General features: G+C 73.3%; 15 protein-coding genes and 1 riboswitch. Of the genes, 5 read left to right on the top strand and 10 right to left on the bottom strand.

Annotation, left to right across the window (positions count from 1 at the left end):
• Positions 1–30: 30 nt before the first annotated feature.
• On the top strand, positions 31–789 hold the full coding sequence (locus tag QIS96_RS16005) for a glycosyltransferase (RefSeq protein ID WP_282543262.1): 759 nt from the start codon (positions 31–33) through the stop codon (positions 787–789).
• A gap of 277 nt (positions 790–1,066) precedes the next feature.
• On the opposite strand, the gene QIS96_RS16000 is transcribed toward QIS96_RS16005, so the two are convergent.
• Complete coding sequence (locus tag QIS96_RS16000) at positions 1,067–2,134, bottom strand: PucR family transcriptional regulator (RefSeq protein ID WP_282543261.1); 1,068 nt, start codon at positions 2,132–2,134, stop codon at positions 1,067–1,069.
• Positions 2,135–2,322: 188 nt separating this feature from the next.
• Between QIS96_RS16000 and QIS96_RS15995 the strand changes: the two genes are divergently transcribed.
• Positions 2,323–4,704: a hypothetical protein gene (locus tag QIS96_RS15995; RefSeq protein WP_282543260.1), complete on the top strand. Its 2,382-nt coding sequence runs from the start codon at positions 2,323–2,325 to the stop codon at positions 4,702–4,704.
• Between the two features lie 9 nt (positions 4,705–4,713).
• Here QIS96_RS15995 and QIS96_RS15990 read toward each other — a convergent pair whose 3' ends face one another.
• Together QIS96_RS15990 and QIS96_RS15985 are read right to left on the bottom strand one after the other, a co-directional pair.
• A complete protein-coding gene (locus QIS96_RS15990) occupies positions 4,714–6,495 on the bottom strand; it encodes a hypothetical protein (protein WP_282543259.1) in 1,782 nt (593 codons plus the stop codon).
• A 76-nt stretch (positions 6,496–6,571) separates the two neighbouring features.
• Positions 6,572–9,013 (bottom strand): polysaccharide lyase 8 family protein, encoded by a 2,442-nt coding sequence (locus tag QIS96_RS15985; RefSeq protein WP_282543258.1) that lies wholly within the window; start codon positions 9,011–9,013, stop codon positions 6,572–6,574.
• A gap of 279 nt (positions 9,014–9,292) precedes the next feature.
• Here QIS96_RS15985 and QIS96_RS15980 point away from each other — a divergent pair, with 279 nt between their 5' ends.
• The gene (locus tag QIS96_RS15980; protein ID WP_282543257.1) at positions 9,293–10,663 is read left to right on the top strand and encodes an FAD-dependent oxidoreductase; all 1,371 of its coding nucleotides are present in this window, start codon (positions 9,293–9,295) and stop codon (positions 10,661–10,663) included.
• Here the strand turns inward: QIS96_RS15980 and QIS96_RS15975 are convergent.
• The 4 genes from QIS96_RS15975 to QIS96_RS15960 form a co-directional block, all read right to left on the bottom strand.
• Entirely contained in the window at positions 10,638–11,258 is a 621-nt protein-coding gene (locus tag QIS96_RS15975) for a TetR/AcrR family transcriptional regulator (RefSeq protein WP_282543256.1), read from the bottom strand. The genes QIS96_RS15980 and QIS96_RS15975 overlap by 26 nt on opposite strands.
• Positions 11,259–11,378: 120 nt before the next feature.
• Positions 11,379–12,260 carry a bifunctional 5,10-methylenetetrahydrofolate dehydrogenase/5,10-methenyltetrahydrofolate cyclohydrolase gene (locus tag QIS96_RS15970; protein WP_282543255.1) on the bottom strand — a complete coding sequence of 294 codons (882 nt, stop codon included), beginning with the start codon at positions 12,258–12,260 and terminating at the stop codon, positions 11,379–11,381.
• A gap of 33 nt (positions 12,261–12,293) precedes the next feature.
• Positions 12,294–12,397, bottom strand: a riboswitch (ZMP/ZTP riboswitch).
• 414 nt (positions 12,398–12,811) lie between these two features.
• Positions 12,812–13,234 (bottom strand): acyl-CoA thioesterase, encoded by a 423-nt coding sequence (locus tag QIS96_RS15965; protein ID WP_282543254.1) that lies wholly within the window; start codon positions 13,232–13,234, stop codon positions 12,812–12,814.
• A 98-nt stretch (positions 13,235–13,332) separates the two neighbouring features.
• Positions 13,333–14,004: a hypothetical protein gene (locus tag QIS96_RS15960; protein WP_282543253.1), complete on the bottom strand. Its 672-nt coding sequence runs from the start codon at positions 14,002–14,004 to the stop codon at positions 13,333–13,335.
• A gap of 197 nt (positions 14,005–14,201) precedes the next feature.
• Between QIS96_RS15960 and QIS96_RS15955 the strand changes: the two genes are divergently transcribed.
• Positions 14,202–14,798, top strand: coding sequence for an LppU/SCO3897 family protein (locus QIS96_RS15955; protein WP_282543252.1), 597 nt, complete (start codon positions 14,202–14,204; stop codon positions 14,796–14,798).
• A 57-nt stretch (positions 14,799–14,855) separates the two neighbouring features.
• Here the strand turns inward: QIS96_RS15955 and QIS96_RS15950 are convergent, their stop codons facing one another.
• The 3 genes from QIS96_RS15950 to QIS96_RS15940 all read right to left on the bottom strand — a co-directional run bounded on the left by QIS96_RS15950 (position 14,856) and on the right by QIS96_RS15940 (position 18,848).
• Complete coding sequence (locus tag QIS96_RS15950) at positions 14,856–16,085, bottom strand: FAD-dependent monooxygenase (RefSeq protein WP_282543251.1); 1,230 nt, start codon at positions 16,083–16,085, stop codon at positions 14,856–14,858.
• A gap of 199 nt (positions 16,086–16,284) precedes the next feature.
• Complete coding sequence (gene aceB / locus QIS96_RS15945) at positions 16,285–17,907, bottom strand: malate synthase A (RefSeq protein WP_282543250.1); 1,623 nt, start codon at positions 17,905–17,907, stop codon at positions 16,285–16,287.
• Between the two features lie 260 nt (positions 17,908–18,167).
• Positions 18,168–18,848, bottom strand: coding sequence for a nucleotidyltransferase family protein (locus tag QIS96_RS15940; protein ID WP_282543249.1), 681 nt, complete (start codon positions 18,846–18,848; stop codon positions 18,168–18,170).
• 341 nt (positions 18,849–19,189) lie between these two features.
• On the opposite strand from QIS96_RS15940, the gene QIS96_RS15935 reads away from it, so the two are divergent.
• Positions 19,190–19,501, top strand: a complete 312-nt coding sequence (locus tag QIS96_RS15935; RefSeq protein WP_282543248.1) for a DUF5955 family protein — start codon at positions 19,190–19,192, stop codon at positions 19,499–19,501.
• Positions 19,502–19,514: the final 13 nt, after the last annotated feature.

Here is a 19,514-nt window from a genome sequence, read left to right as displayed (position 1 = left end):
CCGGGACAGCCGGATCATAGGATCTCGAACATGCAGGTGAATGTCGTCACGGCCGTCCACGCACCCCACGCGGGGTTCCTGCCCGACGCGTGGCGCTCGCTCCTCGCGCAGAGCCATGACGACTGGACCTGGCTCGTCCAGACCGACGGCCCGGACGACGCCGTCCACAAGACGCTCGCCTCCTGCGGGGCCGCGTACGACCCGCGCGTCCGCATCGACGGAAACGGTACGAGCGAAGGACCGGCCGTCACCCGCAATCTGGCCCTCGGCCGCGCGCATGCACCGCTCGTGCAGAACCTGGACGCGGACGACGAGCTCGAACCGGACGCACTGTCCCTGCTGGCGGGGGAGTTGGAGTCCGCCCCGGAGCTGGGCTTCGCGGTGGGTCGGGCACGGGACCTGCTGCCCGACGGCACGCTCGTCGACCACGCCCTGCCGGTCCGCCCCGGACTGCTGCCCCGCGGCGCGCTCCTCACCGGCTGGGCCACGGACGGCCGCGGACCCTACCGGCTCCCGGTCCACCCGGCGGGCACGATGTGGCGGCGCTCCCTGCTCCTGACCCTCGGCGGCTGGTCGGCACTCCGCGGCATGGAGGACACGGGCCTCCTCATGGCCGCCTCCGCAGCGGGCCCCGGCCTCCTCCTCGACCAGCCGACGCTGCGCTACCGCAAGCACGTCGGGCAGACGTCGACGGCGCCCTCTGAATTCCGGGGGGGGGGTGTTCAGATCGCCCTGATACGGCAGCGGGCGGCGGTGTTGGGCGGGCGGGCGCCGGGGAACTTCTCGTAACCCCCTGCAGGGTGCGCCCCTTGAGGCGTGCCACTTGCTGGCGGATTTCGTCCGCGGGCACCGGCAATGTCCCCTCCCCGCCCCTTCCCGAAAGACTGCCGTCGGCACCGGGGGGGCCAGCCCCCGGACCCCCGCTCCTCAAACGCCGGAGGGGCTGAATTTGCCGGGCCCCGTCAGGGGCGCGGGGAACTGCGCGAACGGCCACGACGGTGCGGCAGTCGGAAAACGACGGGGGTCCAGGGGCGCGGCCCTGGGGAGGCGGGCGTACCGGAGCGGCTCAGCCCTCACCCTCCGGCCACCCCAACAACCGAGCCCCGATCACCGCAGTCTGCAGCGTGTAACGGTGCTGAGGATCGGCCGGGTTGCAGCCCGTGAGCATGTGGATGCGGTCCAGGCGGTAGGTGAGGGCGCGGACGCTGAGCGCCAACTGCCGGGCCGCACGGGCCGATACGCAGCCCGAGTCGAAGTACGCGACCAGCGTGTCGAGCAGCGGGCCCGGCCCGCCGCGGGCCGAGTGGAGGGGGCCGAGCGTGCTCTCCACCAGGTCGGCCATGGCCTGCCGGTCGCGGGCGAGCACCGGGTAGACGAGCAGGTCGGCGGCGCGCAGCAGCGGATCGTCCAGGTTGATGCGCTCTGCCAGGTCGAGGGCGCCCAGGGCCTCCTCGTAGGAGTGGACGACGCCGCCCGCGCCGTTGTGCGGGCGGCCGAGCGCGACGCGGCCGCCGCCCGTCGCCGCGTGCGCCTGCTTGGCGAAGTGGGTCAGCACGTCGTTCTGGTCGCCGGGGGCGATGCAGATCAGCCGGCCCTCCTTCGTGGTGAGCAGCGTGGAGCGGTCCCCGAAGCGGGCGATGAGCGCGCTCTCCACCTGCCGTGTCACCGGATGCGTGTCGTCGTACGGCTCGGGCCCCTGCGCCACCGCCACGGCGTGCCCGTGCGACAGGAGCAGCCCGAACCGCTCGGCGCGCTCCGCGAGCCGCCCCAGGTCGCTGCGGCCGTACAGCAGGTCGTCGATGAACTCCCGGCGCGCGGCCTCCGCCTGGCGTACGGCGAGGCGCTGCGCGCGCTCGTAGCCCTCGATGAACGCGTCCACGCAGCCCTCGACCGCCGCGAGCACCGCGTCCGCCGCGGCGACCTCGCCCGGCCACTCGGCGCGCGTCGCGGCCAGGTGCGCGCGGACCAGGGAGCGCAGCGGCTGCCCCGCCTCCGCGGCCTGCTCGCCGAGCACCCGCCGCGACTCCCGCTCCTCGCGGGTGAGCCGCCGCCCGCTCGCGGCGACCTCCTGCAGGATCTGCGCGTACCCCTGCAGATGGTGGTCGTGGCCGGGCTCGTCCGTCGTCGCTGTCACGCGGACCACCGTAACGGGGGCGGGGCGGGGCGTTCGCGGGGGTGGTGGACGGTTCGGTGCGCGCCGGTCGATGTCTCCGGAACCCCTGCCGATCCGGCGGGATGATCTCTACGGTTGGGGGTGGGCGGCGGCCGAAGTGGGCTGCGCCGTACGGGAGATCGCGCGCCGCGCGTGGTAAGGGGGACCGGGTGGAGCTGGAGATCGCCGCGCTGGCGGGAGTGGGCGCGAGCAGCGTGGTGTCGCTCCTGGTGACGGACGCGTTCGGCTGGGGCAAGGGCAGAATCCTCAAGCTCCTCGGCCGGGACGCGCAGGCGGACCCCGCGGCCGTCGAGACCGAAGTGGAGCGGCTGCGCCGAGAACTGGCGGCGGCCCGGGAGGCCGGGGACGAGACCGCCGAGGGCGCGGTGGAGGCCGAACTGGCCGACTTCTTGGAGGAGTTGCTGCAGACACACCCCGATCTCGCCGAGGGCCTCGCCGAGATCGTGCGCGAGGCCGATGCCGTACGGCTCCCGCCCGCCCTCGCCTCGAACATCCTGCACTACGTCAACCACGACGCCCTCCACGCGGAGATGGACGCCCACTGGACCAGGTGCGCGGAGGCCGACGTGCCCGCGGTGATCTTCCTCGCCGGGCTGCGCGGCACCGGCCGCAGAGCCGCGGCCCGGCGCTGGGCCCGCGCCCACGCCGCGCACTTCACCGGCCCCGTCCTCGACGCCGACCTGGGCCGGGACCTGAACGGCACGCACGCCGACCCCGACGCGGTCCTCGACCGCTGGCTCGCGCAGCTCGGCATGGCGCGCGCGGACCGGCCGGGCGACCTGCCGGGCAAGTCGGCGGCGTTCCGCGCGGCCTGCGCGCGGGCGGGCCGCGACCAGGGCCCCGTCCTCGTACTCCTCGACAACGCCGAGACGCGGCGGCAGATCGAGCCGCTGCTGCCCGCCGTCCCCGGCAGCGCCGCCCTCATCACCGGGAGCGAGCCGCCCCGACAGCTGGACGGCGCCCCGGACTTCGCCCCGCTCCTGGTGGAGCCCCTCGACGACGGCCCCGCCGCGGAGCTCATCGCCAGGGTCAGCGGCCGCACCGAGCACGCGGACCGGCTGCGGTCGCTCGCCCGACGCGTCGGCGGCAACCCCTGGGCGCTGCGGATCGTCGCCGCGGAACTGCGCTCCCCGGAGCCCGGCGTCCTGGAGGACTTCGAGGCCCTCCTCGCCGAGCGCGAATCGAGGCAGGAGGTCCTGGGCATGACGGACGAGGATGCGCACGGGGAGTCGCTGTACGGGGCCTTCGACTCGACGTACGGTGCGCTGCCGCCGCGCCCGGCCCGCCTGTACCGGCTCCTCGGGCTGCTGCCGCCCGGCCGCTTCCACCCGGACACGCTGTACGCCCTGCTGTCCGAGTGGAGTTCCGCGCAGGTGCGGCAGGCGCTGCGCGCACTGGTCGACCGAGGTGTGGTGCAGCGCGCGGACCTGGACGCGTACCGCCTGGAACCGATCGTCCACGACCACGCCCTGACCCGCGCCGAACAGGACGAGGACCCGGCCGAGCGCGAGCTCCTGCGGGACCGGTTCTTCGCCCGGCTCCTGGAGTTCGCGGAGCGCGCCGAGGCGGCCCTGTCGACCCGCTGGCTGCACGACCCGGAGTACGTGGAGCCCCGCCGGGAGAGCGCCCCGAAGGCCGAAGCGGCAACGGCGGAAGGGCAGTTGGCGCGCAGGCGGGACTCCCTCGTACCGGCCGTGCTGCTCGCCCACGCCACCGGCAGGCACCGGCACGCCTGGCGGCTGTGCCAGGCGCTGTGGAGCTTCTACCTGCGGACGGGCAGCCACACGGAGTGGATCGCGTCGCACCGCACGGGCCTCGCCGCCGCCCAGGCCTGCCTCGACGACCCGCTCGCCGTCGCCCGTATGCACTTCCAGCTGGGCTTCGCCCACATGGACCGCTGGAGCCTCGACGAGGACGACGCGCGCCTCGCCCGCGAGGAGTTGGAGGCGGCGCTGCGGCTTGCCCGCGCGGACACCGGCGACGGCGGTGAGGGGGCGCGGCGTACCGAGTCCAGTGCCCTGGAGGCGCTCGGGCTGCTCGCCCTGAAGCTGAAGCACGGCGCGCGCGCCCTCGACTGCTTCGCCGAGGCCAAGGCCGCCCTCGACGGCATCGTCCACCCGCGCGGCCATGCGCTGCTCACCTTCCACACGGCTCGCGCGTACTCGGCGCTCGAACGGCACAACGACGCCGAGCGCGAATTCGCCCTGGCGCGGCGGGAGTTCGAGTTGTTGCCGACGGGCCCCGACCACTTCAACATCGCCAAGGCCTGGTTGCGGCAGGCCGAGGACCGCCGTGCCTGCGGGCAGCCGGACGCCGCCCTGCACTGCCTGAACGAGGCCGCTGCGGGCACGGCCGACGCCCCGGCCTCGCACCAGCGCGCCACGGTCCTGCTGCTGCGCGGCGACATCCAGGCGGAACTCGGCGACCGGGAGGCGGCGGAGTCGGACTGGTCGAGCGCCCGCGACATGTTCACGGAGCTCGGCAGCCCACGGGCCGAGGGGGCGCAGGAGCGGCTCGACGGGCCCGTATAGGCGCGCGGCTCAAGTAGCGCGGCGCAACTCAAGGACGCCGACGTCCTGTTGCTCGCCTGAGCGCACGCGTACGAGGTGACGGTCCGCGCCCTCCGCGACGCGCGGCAGCAGCGCGTGGACCACGGAGGCCGCGACGCCGAAGTCCGCCCAGGAGGGACGGTGCACCCAACGCGCCTGCAATGAAAGGGAGTTGGGCAGGATTGTCACACGGCACCCGTGGCCCGTCTCCTCGTACGCGGTCAGCTGTCCGGGCTCGGGTCGGCGGAGCTCCGGCGGCCGCCGGTCGAGCGGTACGAGGAGTACGTCGGCGGTGCGGGGCAGGCGCTGGTCGGGGTCGTCGAGGTCCGCGACGAGGTGGGCGCCGGCCAGGTGGCCGTTCTGGCTGCGCTGATGCGCGGCAGGGTAGCGGCGCAGGGTGAGGCGGGTGGCGCCCTCGTCGCCGCCTGCGGCATCGCCTTCGCCGTCCACGTCTGTGGTCACGTACCGGGCGGGCAGGTGGGGGAGGGTGCGTCGAGCGGGCGGGCCCGGGGGCACCGGCACCGCCCGCGTGACGGCGGGCTGCTCCGGCTCGGGGAGCTTCAGCCAGGAGTAGAACAGGGTGCGCAGCAGGGCCGCGGCCTCGCCCGGACGCGAGGTGACGGGGTCGTACGGCTCCTCGGGCCTGTGCTGGTTCCGCTCTGCTGCGGCGAGTTGGCGGGCCAGCGGGATGCTGCGGCGGATGCGGGGGAGTCGCTCGCCGAGGTCGTGCATCGGGGAATCCGGTGCGACGGTCGAGCTGTCGAATGCGCTCAGAAGGGAGGGAATTCCGAGGGCGTGCCCGTACAGGGTCACGGACCCGTGGTCGCCTATCAGGAAATCCGCGGCGCAGAGTGCGGCTTTCCAGGTTTCCGACTCGGGTGGCGGAAGGATCAGCCCGGAGTCGAGCAGTGGGGCGAGCCAGTGGTGCAGCTGCCAGGAATGGTGCGCCCCGTACCAGGCGTTGGGATGGATCGCGGCGAGTACGCGGAATTCGTCGGAGGGCAGCTCGGCCATGCTGCGCCGGATGATGTCACTGTGTGACATGGTTCCGAAGGAGGAGCCCCGCCCCCAGGTGGACGAGAGCACGACGAGGCGCTGCCCCGGTTCGACGCCGAGGGCGCGGCGGTACCGCTCACGGAACGGCAGACCGGCCCTGAGCTGGTCGATCACCGGGTCCCCTGCCACCACGGCAGCGGGGAGCGCCTGCGGGCAGCTCACGGCCAGGCGGTCGAGCTGCTCGGAGTGGGACAGGACGACGGCCGACGGGATCAATTGCCCGTCGTGCACCAGCCATTCCTCCGTGAGCCCGAAAGCCCCGCCCCCTGACTCCTCGGCCCCCGGCCCCACGGTTTCCGGTTTCCGGTTTCCGGTTTCCGGTTTCCGGTTTCCGGTTTCCGGTTTCCGGTTTCTTGCCAGCTTCTTATTGTATCCGGCCCCATGTGGCGTGCCAATGAGGGGAGTTCGGAGGAGATGCAGATCTCCGCCTCTGCTCGTGGCGATAGCGAGGTCGAAATCCTCGGAGTCCCGCGCCTCCTCCCACGGCACGTACGCCATTCCGTGCGCCGTGAAGAATTCCGTCACCCCGGAGTCGAGCGCGGACGAGCCGGTGCAGGAGAAGACGACCTGTACGCGTGCGTCGCCCTCGAAGGCCGCGAGGAGGTCGAGGAGGCGCGTAGCGGAGGTGATGTTGTGCACCACGCCGAGGACGGTGCGCTCGGCCAGGACCGTGCTCCAACGCCCCCGGTCCGCGCTGATCGGCAACGGCAACCCCATGACTCCTCGCGGTCCACATCCACGTCCACGTCCTCCGGACAGCGGCCACGATAACCGCACCGCAGAACACCTCACCTCACCGCACCTGGACCACCACCCGCTGCGTCCCGCCGCCCGTCCCGCTCAGGTCCCCGAAGGTGAGGCTCAGGGACGTGCCCGTACCGGCGGAGGTCACGGTCGAGGGCTTGCTGAGGACCGTACGGACCGGGTGGTCCCAGGTCAGGTGGAAGCCCTGCACCGCGCGGTTGGGGTCGCTGACCGAGACCACCGCCGTGCCGTCGCCGCGCTCCACGATCTGCACGCACACCGGCGCGTCCACCGTGACCTTGCCGGCCGTGCCCGGCTCCCAGAACGTGACGCCCGTGAAGCCGAGCGAGGGGACCCGAATGCCTTGCACCCGCGCCGAGTTGGCGAGCGGCAGCAGCCAGTCGCGGTCCGCCGCCCGCTCCTCGGTGCGCTGCCGGCTCGCGCCGGGGAGGACGACGTACGCGTACGAGGCGTCCGTCGGGTCCGTGCCGTGGTCGGCGGTGAGGGTGACGTACCGCCGGGTGACCGGGGTCGTCGCGCCGCCGCCGTTGATGTCCTTCCAGGCGCCCGTGCGCTCCTCGCGGAGCGTGGTGAGGGGAGCGCCGCCGGGGAAGACGTACCCGGCATGCCCTTCGAGGTGGGCCCAACCGGCGCCGTCGACCGTGCCGTTGGTCTCGCGGACGCGGCCGTCGACGACGAGCCCCGCCGTGCCGTCCGCGCCCAGGCAGCGGTTGTCGACCACCGTCTGTACGCCCGTGCCGTCCGCGGCGGTGATGCCGGCGCCGAGGCAGACCACCGCGTCGTCGAGGAAGAACCAGGACTTCCGGGCCCGCAGCGTGGAGGAGAGGCCGAGCAGGTGCTGCGCGAGCGTCGCGTACGTGCCGTCGCTCGTGCCGCCCACCCAGGTCGTGGCCGGAGCCGCCGCACCCCACGCGCCGCCCTCGCCGTCGGCGAGTTTCTTCAGGGACGCGGTGGTGCCGGGCAGCCGGTACGGGTCGACGGTGGGCCAGTAACCGTCGCTGTACTGGCCGCCGTTGGCATCCTCGGCCCACCAGTAGAGCATCCCGGTACCCGTGTGCCAGCCGCGGACGTTCTCGCCGTTGCCGTTCTCGTAGTACGTGATCCGCTTCGAGGCCATCGACAGGGACGCCGTGAACGTGCGGGTGCGGTGCACGGCGCGGTCCATGGACGGGAAGAGGCGGTGGCCGAGCGCCTCGGGGGCCGCCTTGACGGCCGCGTCGGCGAGCAGCGCGTTCACGCGGGACAGCGCGGCGACGCCGAGGGTGCGGCCGGTCGTCACGTCCGCGTACCGGTCGCGCGTCAACCAGCCCTTGGCCAGCGCCTTCCAGCGTGCCGCCTCCGCCGCGCTCGCGCCCTGCGCGAGGACGAGGACCGAGCCGATCACGGCATGGCCGCGCAGATGGTCGTCCTGCTGCACCCCGCTCGGGTCCCCGGCGGACAGGCCCCGGCTGATCGCCCGCCCCGAGACGCCGTCCATCATCAGCCCGTCGTGCAGGAACGGCGCGTACGCCGCCTCCACCGCGTCCAGGAACAACTGCCGCTTCGGGTCGGTGACTTGCCAGCTCGAACCGTCGAGCAGTGCGAGCAGCCGCCCGGTCCCGTCGATGAGCACGGCCCCGTACGACCCGGTGTACGGCACGTTGGTGTGCTGGATCAGCGAGCCGTCGGCGTAGAGCCCGTCGCCCTTCGTGACGTACGGGAACGTCGGCGACATCGCGTCCCGCGCAAGGGCCACCTTGGCCGCCGTGCCGTCGAGGACACCGCGGAGCGCGAGCACCCGGCAGAGGTCGATCCGGTTGGCGCCGGTGCTGGTGCCCGTGTAGTTCGCGACCTTGGAGTCCGGCACGAAGTGGTCGACGGCCCGCACGGTCGCCGCGATCTGCTCGGCGTCCAGGTGCTCGTGCAGCAGCACCGCCACGTCGAGCAGCGGCTGCGGGGCGCCTATCTCCCAGCTGTACCAATTCCCGTACGGGGCCTGGCCCTCGTGGTACACGTCCGCGATCAGATGCGCGAACGCGGCGATGATCTTCTCCCTGACCGGCGCGTCGCCGGTGAGTCCCGTGCCGGGCCGGCAGTACGCCTCGGCGAGCGTCCGCAGCCGGGTCGCGCTCTCCTGGATCTTCCCGGAGTAGCCGTACGACTCCTGGTCCTTGTCGGGCTCGGGATCCGCCCAGACCGCGTCCGGCCACAGCGAGCCCGGCTTCGGGTCGAGCGCGTCCAGGTGGCGGCGGGCGGTCGCCCCGAGCGCGGCCAGCTTGGTGCGGAACGGCTCGGCGGTGGGGCTGAAGCCCTCGCCGAGCAGAAGGGTGCGCCAGCGGGCGCGCAGCGCGGCGAACTCGTCCGCGTCCGCGGTGAGTTGAACCCCGGCTGCCGTGCCGCCGCCGCTCGCGAGGCCGAGCGTGAGGGCGGCGGCCCCGGACGTGGTGAGAAATCCGCGACGGGACCAGCGGTGGGTGGGCGACGTGGTCATGAGAGGGCTCCGAAGGCAGGGAGGGATGGCTGCGGGCGGCGGGAAGTGAGCGGTTTCTAGCACGCAAACGATCGAACGCTCAATGGATTGAACGGAGTTGAGCGTTTCGATCGATAGGAGAGAGGGGGGCTGGGGGTCCCGCCGAAGGGGCGTCTGACCGATCGGTTAGATTGCTGGCCATCCGGTCAGACCTGTGCTGGCCAGCCGGTCAGCCCTGTGCTGGCCAGCCGGTCAGCCCTGTGCTGGCCAGCCGGTCAGCCCTGCTGTGGAGGTACTGTCATGACCACTGCCGCACCCCGGGAACGCACGACCTGCTGCATCGTCGGCGGCGGCCCCGCCGGCCTGATGCTCGGGCTGCTGCTCGCCCGCGCCGGAGTCGACGTGACCGTCCTGGAGAAGCACCGGGACTTCCTGCGCGACTTCCGCGGCGACACCGTCCACCCCTCGACGCTCCGCCTGCTCGACGAACTCGGCCTCGGCGCCCGCTTCGAGGAGTTGCCCGCGCACCGCCTGGAGGAGATGCGCATTCAGGTCGCCGGGGTCACGGTGACCATGGCGGACTTCCGGCGCATGCCGGGGCGGACGCGGCGCAAGTACATCGCGATGGTCCCGCAGTGGGACTTTCTGAACCTGCTCGCCGAAGCGGCGGCCGTCGAGCCCACGTTCACGCTCCGCCGCAACACCGCCGTCACCGGCCTGCTCACGGACTCCGCGGGTCGCGTCACGGGCGTACGGCTGCGCGAACACGGCGGGGGCGAGGGTAAGTTGGCCGCCGATCTCGTCGTCGCCTGCGACGGGCGGAACTCCGTCGTCGCCGCGGCGGCCGGCCTGCGGCAGCGGAGCTTCCCCGTGCCCATGGACGTATGGCAGATCCGGGTGCCCGCGCCCGACCCGGACGCCGCGCACAGCGGACGCGTCTTCGGCCGCTTCGGGTCGGGACAGGTCGCCGTCACCATGGACCGCGGCGACTACTACCAGACCTCCTACCTCATCGCGAAGGGCACCGACGCCGCCCGCCGCAGCCGGGACGTACGCGAACTGCGCGAGAACCTCGGCCAACTCTTCGGCTGGGGACCGGAATTGACGGACGCGATCCGCACGTGGGACGACGTGAAGACGCTCGACGTCACGATGGGCCGCCTGCCGCGCTGGTACGCCGACGGCCTGCTCTGCATCGGCGACGCCGCGCACACCATGTCCCCGGTCGGCGGCGTCGGCGTCAACCTCGCCGTGCAGGACGCGGTGGCCGCCGCCCGCATCCTCGCCGGGCCGCTGCGCCGCGGCCGGGTCACCGAGGCCGAGCTCGCGCGGGTGCAGAAGCGGCGCCGACTCCCCGTGGCCGTCACGCAGAAGTCGCAGCTCGCCGAGCACGGCATGCTGATCCGCCCCGCCCTGGACGGCACCCTCGACGCCCGCCCGCTCCCGCTGCCGCTGCGCGCCCTGCGCCGCTCCCGCCTCCTCCAGGGGCTCGCGGCGTACGCGGGCGGTATGGGCGTACGACCGGAACACGCACCGGAGTTCGCGCGCAGGGGCCCTGCCGGACCGGACCCTGCCGGACCGGACCCTGCCGGACCGGACCCCGCCGGACCGGACCCCGCCGGACCGGCGTCTGCCGGACCCGAGGTCAGGCGTCGATCGCCCGCAGCGTGAACGCGACCAGCTCCTCGGCCGCCGCGTCCAGGTCGAGCTCCGGGTCCGACAGCCAGGCCGCGACCACGCCGTCGATCGCGCCGCCCACGGCCAGGGCGGCCGTACGCGGCTCGAACTCCCGGAAGACGCCCGCCTGTTGACCGGCAACGAGGAGTTCGACGAGGCCGTCGAGCCGGCCCGTGGCCGCGTGCCCGCCCGGCGTCTTCAGACGGGTGCCGCCCGCGTCGTCGAGGAGCGTCTCGGTGATGACGCAGACATGGCTGCGGTGGGCCTGCTGGTAGCCGACCATCGCGCGCACGTACGCCACGAGCGCCGCGCGCGGATCGGGCGCCGCGTCCACCCGCTCGTGCACATACGCCGCGAACCGGCTCACCACATGCTCGAACGCGGCCCGCGTCAGCTTGTCCTTCGACCCGAAGTGGTAGAGCACCGCCGCCTTCGACAGACCCGCGCGCTCGGCGATCGCGGCGAGCGAGGCCGCCGGGTAGCCGCGGCTCGCGATCAGCTCGATCGTGCATGCCACGAGCTGCTCGCGGCGGGCCCGCTCGGTGAAGGTCGGCTCCCCGGCGGCCCCGGGGCTCCGGCGCGGGCTCATCGTGGGTCGTCTCCCCTGCATATCCCCTGCGTATCCCCTGCGTACGGGCGGTTTCCAGGCCGGGCGCACGCGGCGCGACGCCACGACCGGGACCGACCGTACACCGGGGTGCGCGGGGCGTCAGACGGCGGAGGCCGTGCCCAGCTGTCGCTCGGCCGCGTCCAGGGTCTGCTCCAGGAGCACCGCGATCGTCATCGGGCCGACGCCGCCCGGCACCGGCGTGATCAGGCTCGCCCGCTCGGCCGCCGCGGCGAACTCCACATCGCCCACGTTGCCCGCGTTGTACCCGGCGTCGATGACGACCGCGCCCGGCTTGATGTCCGCGCCCTTGATGAACTCGGGCCGCCCGACCGCCGCGACGAGGATGTCCGCCTCACGGACCAGCGAGGACAGCTCCCGCGTACGCGAGTGGCAGTACGTGACCGTCGCGTCCCGCGCGAGCAGCATCATGCCGACCGGCTTGCCGAGGATCGCGCTGCGCCCGACGACCACGGCGCGCTTCCCCGTCGGGTCGACGTCGTACGCGTCGAGGAGCCGCATGATGCCGCCCGGCGTGCAGGACGCGAAGCCGGGCAGCGCGAAGCCCATCGCCGCGAACGAGCGCATCGTCACGCCGTCGACGTCCTTCTCCGGCGCGATCGCCTCGAACGCGGCCCGCTCGTCGATGTGCTCGCCGCACGGGTGCTGCAGCAGGATGCCGTGCACCTCGGGGTCGGCGGACAGCTCGGTGAGCTTGGCGACCAGCTGCTCGGTGGTCGTGTCGGCGGGCATCGGCACGTGCCGGGACCGGATCCCCGCCTTCTCGCAGCGGTTCCGCTTCATCTTCACGTACGTCACCGACGCCGGGTCCTCGCCGACGAGCACGGTCGCCAGACAGGGGGTGGCGCCGGTGCGCTCGGTCAGGGCCGCGGCGCGGGCGGCGGTGCGCTCCACGATCCGGCGGGCGACGGCGGTGCCGTCCATGAGCTGGGCGTTCAGGGTCTCGGTGGGCTGTGCGGCCATGGGGTGCTCCCGGGCGTCGTCGGCATCAACTGCGGATTTCGCCCAGGCGCGCGGCAGCGTACGTGGTGTACGGCGACGGAGACCGCCGGGCCGCTCCCCGGTGGTACTCCACCTCAGCGCCAGTCACGACCCGCCCCCAGGGTAAACGAGCCCCCACCAGACCCTGCCCCTGGCCTGGGCCTTTCCCCTGCCCTTGCCCCTGGCCAGGGCCTGGGCCTCACCCCAGCCCCTGGCTTGGGCCTCGCCTCTGGTCCGGACCTCGCCCTTCGTCCGGGCCTGGCCGCCGGTCCGGGCCTCGCCCTTGGTCCGGGCTGTGCCCTTGGTCCGGGCCTGGCCGCCGGTCCGGGCCCTGCCGCCGGTCCGGGCCCTGCCTCGCGGTCCCGGTCCCGCCCTTGCTCCGGGCTCCGGTCCGCGGTCCGGGCCCCGCCCTTGCTCTGGGGCTCGCCCCCGGGGTCTGGGCCGCACCCTTGCTCGGGGCGAACCTCGCGGTTCGGGCCCCACCATTGCTCAGGGCCCCGCCCCGTGGCCCGCCCCCGGCACAGCCCCGTGCCTCAGAGGCCGAACAGCTCCGGCTGGTCCGCGAGGGTTCGGAAGACCTCCTGCGGGGCGGGCACCAGTCTGCGGGCCTTCAGGTCCATGAGGCCGCCGATCCCGGAGACCTCCGCCGAGACCGTGCCGTCGGCCTTGCGGATGGTCTGGGTGATGCGGAACGTCTTGCCCTCGCCCCAGTGGAAGACGCAGTCCACCGTGACCTCGTCCCCGGCGTGCAGCTCGCGCAGGTACCTGATCGTGGTCTCCAGGACCACAGGGCCGACGCCCTGGTCCACCAGGTCGTTCTGCCGGATCCCGGCGGCCTGGAGCAGGGACCAGCGGGCGTGCTCGGCGTACTGCAGATACACCGCCTGGTTGAGATGTCCCTGCACGTCGGTCTCGTAACCACGGACGGTCACGGGCACGGAGAACGCTTCGGTCACGGTCTTCCCTTCGGTCCACGGCCACGCGAGTCGCGTGGCCGTGTTGCTCAACTGCGGTCAGGGCGAGGGCATTCCGGCGGCCCGGGGCGGAGCACAGCTCAGACGCGCCGCGGCGACGCGAGCAGCAGACGGCCCCCACCCCGCTCCCCGTGCTCGCTCGTCTGCCAGCCGGCCCGCTCCAACGCCGCGGCGCACGTGGCGAGTTCGGCCCGCACGGACTGCTCCGCCGCGCCCCGCCCGGCTATCGCCCGCACCGCGACCGCCTCCGGCTGTTCCGTCTCCGCGACCCGGTAGCCGGCCGTCGTGGCCGGGCCCGCGCCGGAGGCCGGTATGCGTCCGGCCGCCTCCAGGGCGAGCGCCGCGGCCTGGACGAGATGTCCGCGCTCCCAGGCGCAGGGGCGGTCCGTCGCCCCGTCGGCGTTCGTCATCCGGCGCAGCTCCAGGAGGCCCTGCCAGGCGCTGTGCACCTCGCGGCGGCGTGCGGGCCCCGGCGTGAAAGCGTCCGCCTCGGCCCCGGTGCGGGCAGCGAACACCGCACCCCCGGTGTCGGCGGCCGGCGCAGCCGGGGGCGGGGCGGCGCTGCGCAGCTCGGCCCGCGCGCGATGCCCGGCGGGCGTCAGGAAGTGCGCCCGCGGCGGCCGGGCGTGCCGGAACGCCAGGCCGAGCCGCACCAGACCCGCCAACTGGGCCTCGGAACCGGTGATCCGGCCCGTCACCTCGTCCGCCCCCGCTACGATCCGCCGCTGGCCCGCGGTCAGCCGTCCGGTCATCGGCTCACCCCTTCCACACCGTTTCCCCGTGCTCCCCATGGTGCCGCCCACCACTGACAACGGCCCCTCGAAAGCCCGGCGATGAGACGCTCCCGCCCGCCGGGCCCGCGGCAGAAAGCGGATAACTTACGGGGACACGTCATCGGGCGACAGCGCCGAGACGCCGACCCAGACCCCCACTCCGAGAGGTCAACTCGATGTCCATGCCTCCGCCCCAGGGCGGCTACAACAACCCGTACGGCCAGCAGGGCCCGCCGCCCCAGCAGTACGGGTACCCGCAGCAGGGCCAGCCGCCGTACGGGCAGCCGCCGCAGGGCCAGGCGCCGTACCCGGGCCCGCCGCAGCAGCCGTACCAGGGCCAGCCCCAACAGCCCTACCAGGGCGGCCCGCAGCAGCAGCCGCCGCGGCGTGGCGGCGGCGGGCTCAACCAGACGGTCGTGAAGGGCGTCGCCGTCGTCATCGCGCTGATCGTCGGCGGCATCTGGCACTTCAGCACCAAGGGCGACACCGTCAAGGACGCCGAGCAAGCGGCCCAGGACGCCAAGGAAGCGGCCGAGAAGGACACTTCGGCCGCCGGCGCCGACGTCGGCGAGTGCGTCGACCGGCTCGGCACGGACGAGGATCCGGACATCCGCGTGGTCCCCTGCTCCGACGCGAAGGCCGAGTTCAAGGTCTCCGACGAGGGCTTCACCGCGAACAGCCTCACCTGCAAGGCGGGCGACTCCAAGTTCACCGTCACGTACACGCGCGGCTCGTCCGACATCGCGCTCTGCCTCACGCCGCTCGACAAGTAGGGCAGGTCAGGGGCCGGGCCAGGAGCCGGGCAACCCCGGGCGCACGGCTCGACGGGTTCAGCGGCGCAGCTGTCCGCCGCCGAACGCCCCCGAGCCGTCCGCCCGTTGCCACCACTCCTCCAGGCCCTGCTGGTCCAGGGCGGACCAGTCCGGCGTACGGGACACGAGCGCGTCGCCCAGGCGCCGGCCCAGGTCGACCAGGGTCCGCCCGGTGGGCGCGCGTTCGCCGTCGTACGCGTCGAGCGCCGCGCCCAGTTCCGCCGTCCCGGTGAGGGCGCGCTCCAGGGCCGAGGCGTCCTGGAGGGCCTTCACCGCGCCGGCGCCGGTGTGCGGCCTGGCCACCGTCGCCGCGTCGCCGAGCAGCAGCAGCGGGCCCGCGGTGTAGCGGGGCGCGGTGAAGTCGTACAGGGTCTGCACGGCGAGCTCGGCGCGCGCCGTGGTCTTCAGGAGCGTCGCCCAGTACGGCGGCAAGTACGCGTCGGCGAAGCGCGCGAGCTGCTCGCAGCGGGCGGCGTCGAGGGTGTCCTCGTGCGCGTCCGGGTCGCCCGGCGCGCGGGTCAGACCGGTCGAAGGGGCCGTGTAGAGCACCCAGTTGACGCGGTGCCCCGCCGGGTCGGCGGGGCCGCTCGGGATGCGATAGACGATCAGATGGCCGCCGGGGAAGACGACGTACGCGCAACTGCCGACCGGCCAGCGCTCCGCGTCCGGCAGCCGCTCCGCGGGGAACGCGCCGCGCCAGGCCGGATAGCCCGCGAACCGCGGCGCCACCTCCGCGAACGCCGCGCCGCGCACCACCGAACGGTGCCCGTCCGCGCCCACGACCAGGTCGTAGCTCTCCGCGCCCGCCGCCGTGCGGACCTCCGCGCGGTCCCCGTCGCGCACCACGGCCGTCACCGGAGTGCCGGAGCGCACCTCCGTCCCGGCGGGCATCCGGCCGCGCAACTCGTGCCAGAGAGAACCCCAGTTGTACGTACGGAAGGGGAAGTCCATGCCCGCGATGCGACGGCCGAGCGGGTCGGGGCAGGCCGCGTCCCGCACGTACCAGTGCCGTCGCTCCATCTGCACCCACGGAATCGCGGCGTCCAGATAGCCCGCCGCCGCCAGCTCCGCGTACCGCGCGGCGTGCACGGCCACGCCCATGCCGCGCTCGCCGAGCCGGCCCGGCGCGCGCTCGTAGAGCGTGACCGCGTCCGCGCCCGCGCGCCGGGCCGCGAGCGCCGCCGCGCACCCGGCGATGCTGCCGCCCACGACGGCGACCCTGCGCCCTCGCGTCCGCTGTTCCGTCATGTGCGTACCGCCTTCCCCGTAGGCGGATCAGTCCATCAACGGGCGTGCGGCGAAAGCAAGTTGGCGCGGCGGTGGGTGGCTCAACCGTTTCGGTCGAGCCGCGTGGCCGGACATGGACGTGCCCCGTGGGGCGCCGCTGGGGCGCGCCACGGGGCACGGGTCATACGCGGTCGGCAGCCGGGCCGCCGACCGGAGCGGCCTAGCCGGCCAGCTGCTCGTACGCGGGCAGCGTCAGGAAGTCCGCGTAGTCGGCGTCGAGCGACACCTGGAGGAGCAGGTCGTGGGCCTGCTGCCAGTGCCCGGCCGCGAAGGCCTCCTCGCCGATCTCCGCGCGGATCTTCGCGAGCTCCTCGGCCGCGACCTCACGGGCCAGCTCGGCGGTGGCGGTCTTGCCGTTCTCGAAGACCACACCGGCGTTGATCCACTGCCAGATCTGCGAGCGGGAGATCTCGGCGGTGGCCGCGTCCTCCATCAGGTTGAAGATCGCGACGGCGCCGAGGCCGCGCAGCCACGCCTCGATGTAGCGGGTGCCGACCTGGACCGCGTCGACCAGACCCTGGAACGTGGGCTTGGCGTCGAGCGAGTCGATGGCGATCAGGTCGCCGGGCGCCACGGAGACGTCCTCGCGGAGGCGGTCCTTCTGGTTCGGCTTGTCGCCGAGGACCGCGTCGAAGGAGGCCATGGCGATCGGGACCAGGTCGGGGTGGGCGACCCAGGAGCCGTCGAAGCCGTCGCCGGCCTCGCGGTCCTTGTCGTTCTTGACCTTCTCGAACGCGACCTTGTTGACCTCGGCGTCCCGGCGCGACGGGATGAAGGCCGCCATGCCGCCGATCGCGTGCGCGCCGCGCTTGTGGCACGTACGCACGAGCAGCTCGGTGTAGGCACGCATGAACGGGGCGGTCATCGTCACCGCGTTGCGGTCCGGCAGGACGAACTTCTCGCCGCCGTCACGGAAGTTCTTGACGATGGAGAACAGGTAGTCCCAACGCCCTGCGTTCAGGCCCGAGGCGTGGTCGCGAAGCTCGTAGAGGATCTCCTCCATCTCGTACGCGGCCGTGATCGTCTCGATCAGGACGGTGGCGCGGACGGTGCCCTGCGGGATGCCGACGTAGTCCTGGGCGAAGACGAAGATGTCGTTCCAGAGGCGGGCCTCGAGGTGCGACTCGGTCTTCGGCAGGTAGAAGTACGGGCCCTTGCCGAGCTCGATGAGGCGCTTGGCGTTGTGGAAGAAGTACAGGCCGAAGTCGACCAGGGCGCCCGGGACGGCACGGCCGTCGAACTTCAGGTGCCGCTCCTCCAGGTGCCAGCCACGGGGGCGCATCACGACGGTGGCGAGCTCGTCGGCGTCCTTGAGGGCGTACGACTTGCCGGACTTCGGGTCGGTGAAGTCGATGTTCCGCGCGTACGCGTCCATCAGGTTGACCTGGCCGAGGACCACGTTCTCCCAGGTGGGGGCCGAGGCGTCCTCGAAGTCGGCGAGCCAGACCTTGGCGCCCGAGTTGAGGGCGTTGATGGTCATCTTGCGGTCGGTGGGACCGGTGATCTCCACGCGGCGGTCGTTCAGGGCCGCGGGCGCGGGGGCCACGCGCCAGGAGTCGTCCTCACGGATCCGAGCGGTCTCCGGGAGGAAGTCGAGAGTTGAAGTGCGGGCGATCTCGGCGCGGCGCTCGGCGCGGCGGGCGAGGAGCTCGTCACGCCGGGGCGTGAACAGCCGGTGCAGCTCCGCCACGAAGGCGAGGGCAGCGTCGGTGAGGACCTCTTCCTGCCGAGGCAGGGGCTCGGCGTCGACGATGGCCAGCGGGGACGGCGCTGGTGCGGACATGAGCTGTCACTTCCTTCAGCGGGATGAACAAGTGCGGCCCGAAGGCCTCGGTGCCGCGGCGACGCCACGGAAGACGGGTGGCCGGAGGGCGGCACTGAGTGCCGCAAGGGGCCAAAACCGGCTTCTAGGTCGCCGGAGCGCTGAGCGCTTCTGACCAGTGGATAGTAGTTTCCTCATGGTGGAAGTTCAAGGTGTGTTGACGTCGAGATTCTCAGAGTCGACAGAACATGGCTCTGAGTGCCACGCCGGTCACTCCAGGTTCACCGCAGCCGCACCAGATCCGCCTCCGTGTCGATGTCGAACGCCTCGGCCACATCCGCGCACTCCACCCGTGTGATGTCCGCCTCGTGCTCCTTCAGATAGGCGCGCGCCCCGCGGTCCCCGGTCGCCGTCGCCGCGATCCCCGCCCAGCGCTCCGACCCGAACAACACCGGATGCCCGCGCCTGCCCGTGTACGCCGCGCACACCAGACTCTTCGGGGATGTGTGGGCGGCCACCACTCGGGCCACCGCCTCCGCACCGATCCCCGGCTGGTCGACCAGGGACACGAGCGCCGCCTCCGCGCCGCTGCCCCTGAGGGAGTCGAGCCCGGCCCTGAGCGACGAGCCCATGCCCTGCTCCCACTCCGGGTTCTCGACAAGGACGCAGCCGTCGAGCGAGGCCTCCTCCCGTACGCGGTCCGCGGCCGCCCCGATGACGACGTGCACCTCGGCGCAGCCGCCCGTACGCAGCACCTCCACGGCGTGCTCCACCAGCGGTCGGCCGCGGTACGGCAGCAGCGCCTTCGGCCGGCCGCCGAGCCGCCGACCGCCGCCCGCGGCGAGCAGCAGCCCCACGACCCGCGGCGCACCCGCCCCGGCTTCCTCCGCTTCCTCTGCTGCCTCTGTGATTCGGCCAACTCGGTCGTACGGGCCCGGCTCGTCGAGCCTCGATTCGCTCATACGGCCAGCCTACGAACGCCTCCGCCGTCGCGCGGGACGGAACGGAACACTTCGCTCAGTCCGGGACACGGCGCGAGGCGGTGGAATTCGGTCAGAGGAGTGGCGAGCGCGCCGCCGTGTGGCGTTTACTGACCCGCGTCCCCGGCGACCGACCATCGCCACACGGGGGCCGGGGGGACGTGGGGGAACCGTGTGACGGGCGTGGCGTGAGCAGCGCGACGCCGACGGCACCGGGGCGTCAAGGACAGCATTCGGGCACGTGGGTCGGACGCAGCAGTCGGACACACAGCAGGAGAACGGCGCACGACGGCGTGCGAGGGGGATGGACTGTGTTGCGAAGCATGCGACAGAGACGGTCAGCGGTGGACAGCGGCGGCGACATGGATCCGAAGGTGGAGCGGCTGCGCTCCGCCGTGTCCCGGCTGCGCCGCGAACTGGCCGCGTACCCGGCTGAGTTCCCGGACCGCGGCATCGCGGAGGACGAACTGGCGGCACTCGCCGCGATGGCCGCCCACGGCACCCCCGAGGTGCCCCGGCTGCGCCGCTCCCTGCTGCTCATCGCGGGTTCCTGCGGCTCGGTGAGCGCCCTGACCGGCGCACTGACCGACGTACGGGAAGCAGTGGACGTCTTCGGGGGACCGGCGGCGAGGTGAAACGGCTGAGGCG

This window comes from Streptomyces cavernicola (assembly GCF_029968035.1).
GTDB classification, from domain to species: domain Bacteria; phylum Actinomycetota; class Actinomycetes; order Streptomycetales; family Streptomycetaceae; genus Streptomyces; species Streptomyces cavernicola.
The sequence above is the reverse complement of the archived record's forward strand: the minus strand, read 5'-3'. Positions and strand labels throughout refer to the sequence as shown.

Excerpts from the sequence above, each read along its gene's own strand:
- QIS96_RS16005 (WP_282543262.1), top strand. The coding sequence starts at position 31 with ATGCAGGTGAATGTCGTCACGGCCGTCCACGCACCCCACGCGGGGTTC.
- QIS96_RS15990 (WP_282543259.1), bottom strand. The coding sequence starts at position 6,495 with ATGGGGTTGCCGTTGCCGATCAGCGCGGACCGGGGGCGTTGGAGCACG.
- QIS96_RS15985 (WP_282543258.1), bottom strand. The coding sequence starts at position 9,013 with ATGACCACGTCGCCCACCCACCGCTGGTCCCGTCGCGGATTTCTCACC.
- QIS96_RS15980 (WP_282543257.1), top strand. The coding sequence starts at position 9,293 with ATGACCACTGCCGCACCCCGGGAACGCACGACCTGCTGCATCGTCGGC.
- QIS96_RS15975 (WP_282543256.1), bottom strand. The coding sequence starts at position 11,258 with ATGAGCCCGCGCCGGAGCCCCGGGGCCGCCGGGGAGCCGACCTTCACC.
- QIS96_RS15970 (WP_282543255.1), bottom strand. The coding sequence starts at position 12,260 with ATGGCCGCACAGCCCACCGAGACCCTGAACGCCCAGCTCATGGACGGC.
- QIS96_RS15960 (WP_282543253.1), bottom strand. The coding sequence starts at position 14,004 with ATGACCGGACGGCTGACCGCGGGCCAGCGGCGGATCGTAGCGGGGGCG.
- QIS96_RS15955 (WP_282543252.1), top strand. The coding sequence starts at position 14,202 with ATGTCCATGCCTCCGCCCCAGGGCGGCTACAACAACCCGTACGGCCAG.
- QIS96_RS15950 (WP_282543251.1), bottom strand. The coding sequence starts at position 16,085 with ATGACGGAACAGCGGACGCGAGGGCGCAGGGTCGCCGTCGTGGGCGGC.
- aceB (WP_282543250.1), bottom strand. The coding sequence starts at position 17,907 with ATGTCCGCACCAGCGCCGTCCCCGCTGGCCATCGTCGACGCCGAGCCC.
- QIS96_RS15940 (WP_282543249.1), bottom strand. The coding sequence starts at position 18,848 with ATGAGCGAATCGAGGCTCGACGAGCCGGGCCCGTACGACCGAGTTGGC.
- QIS96_RS15935 (WP_282543248.1), top strand. The coding sequence starts at position 19,190 with ATGCGACAGAGACGGTCAGCGGTGGACAGCGGCGGCGACATGGATCCG.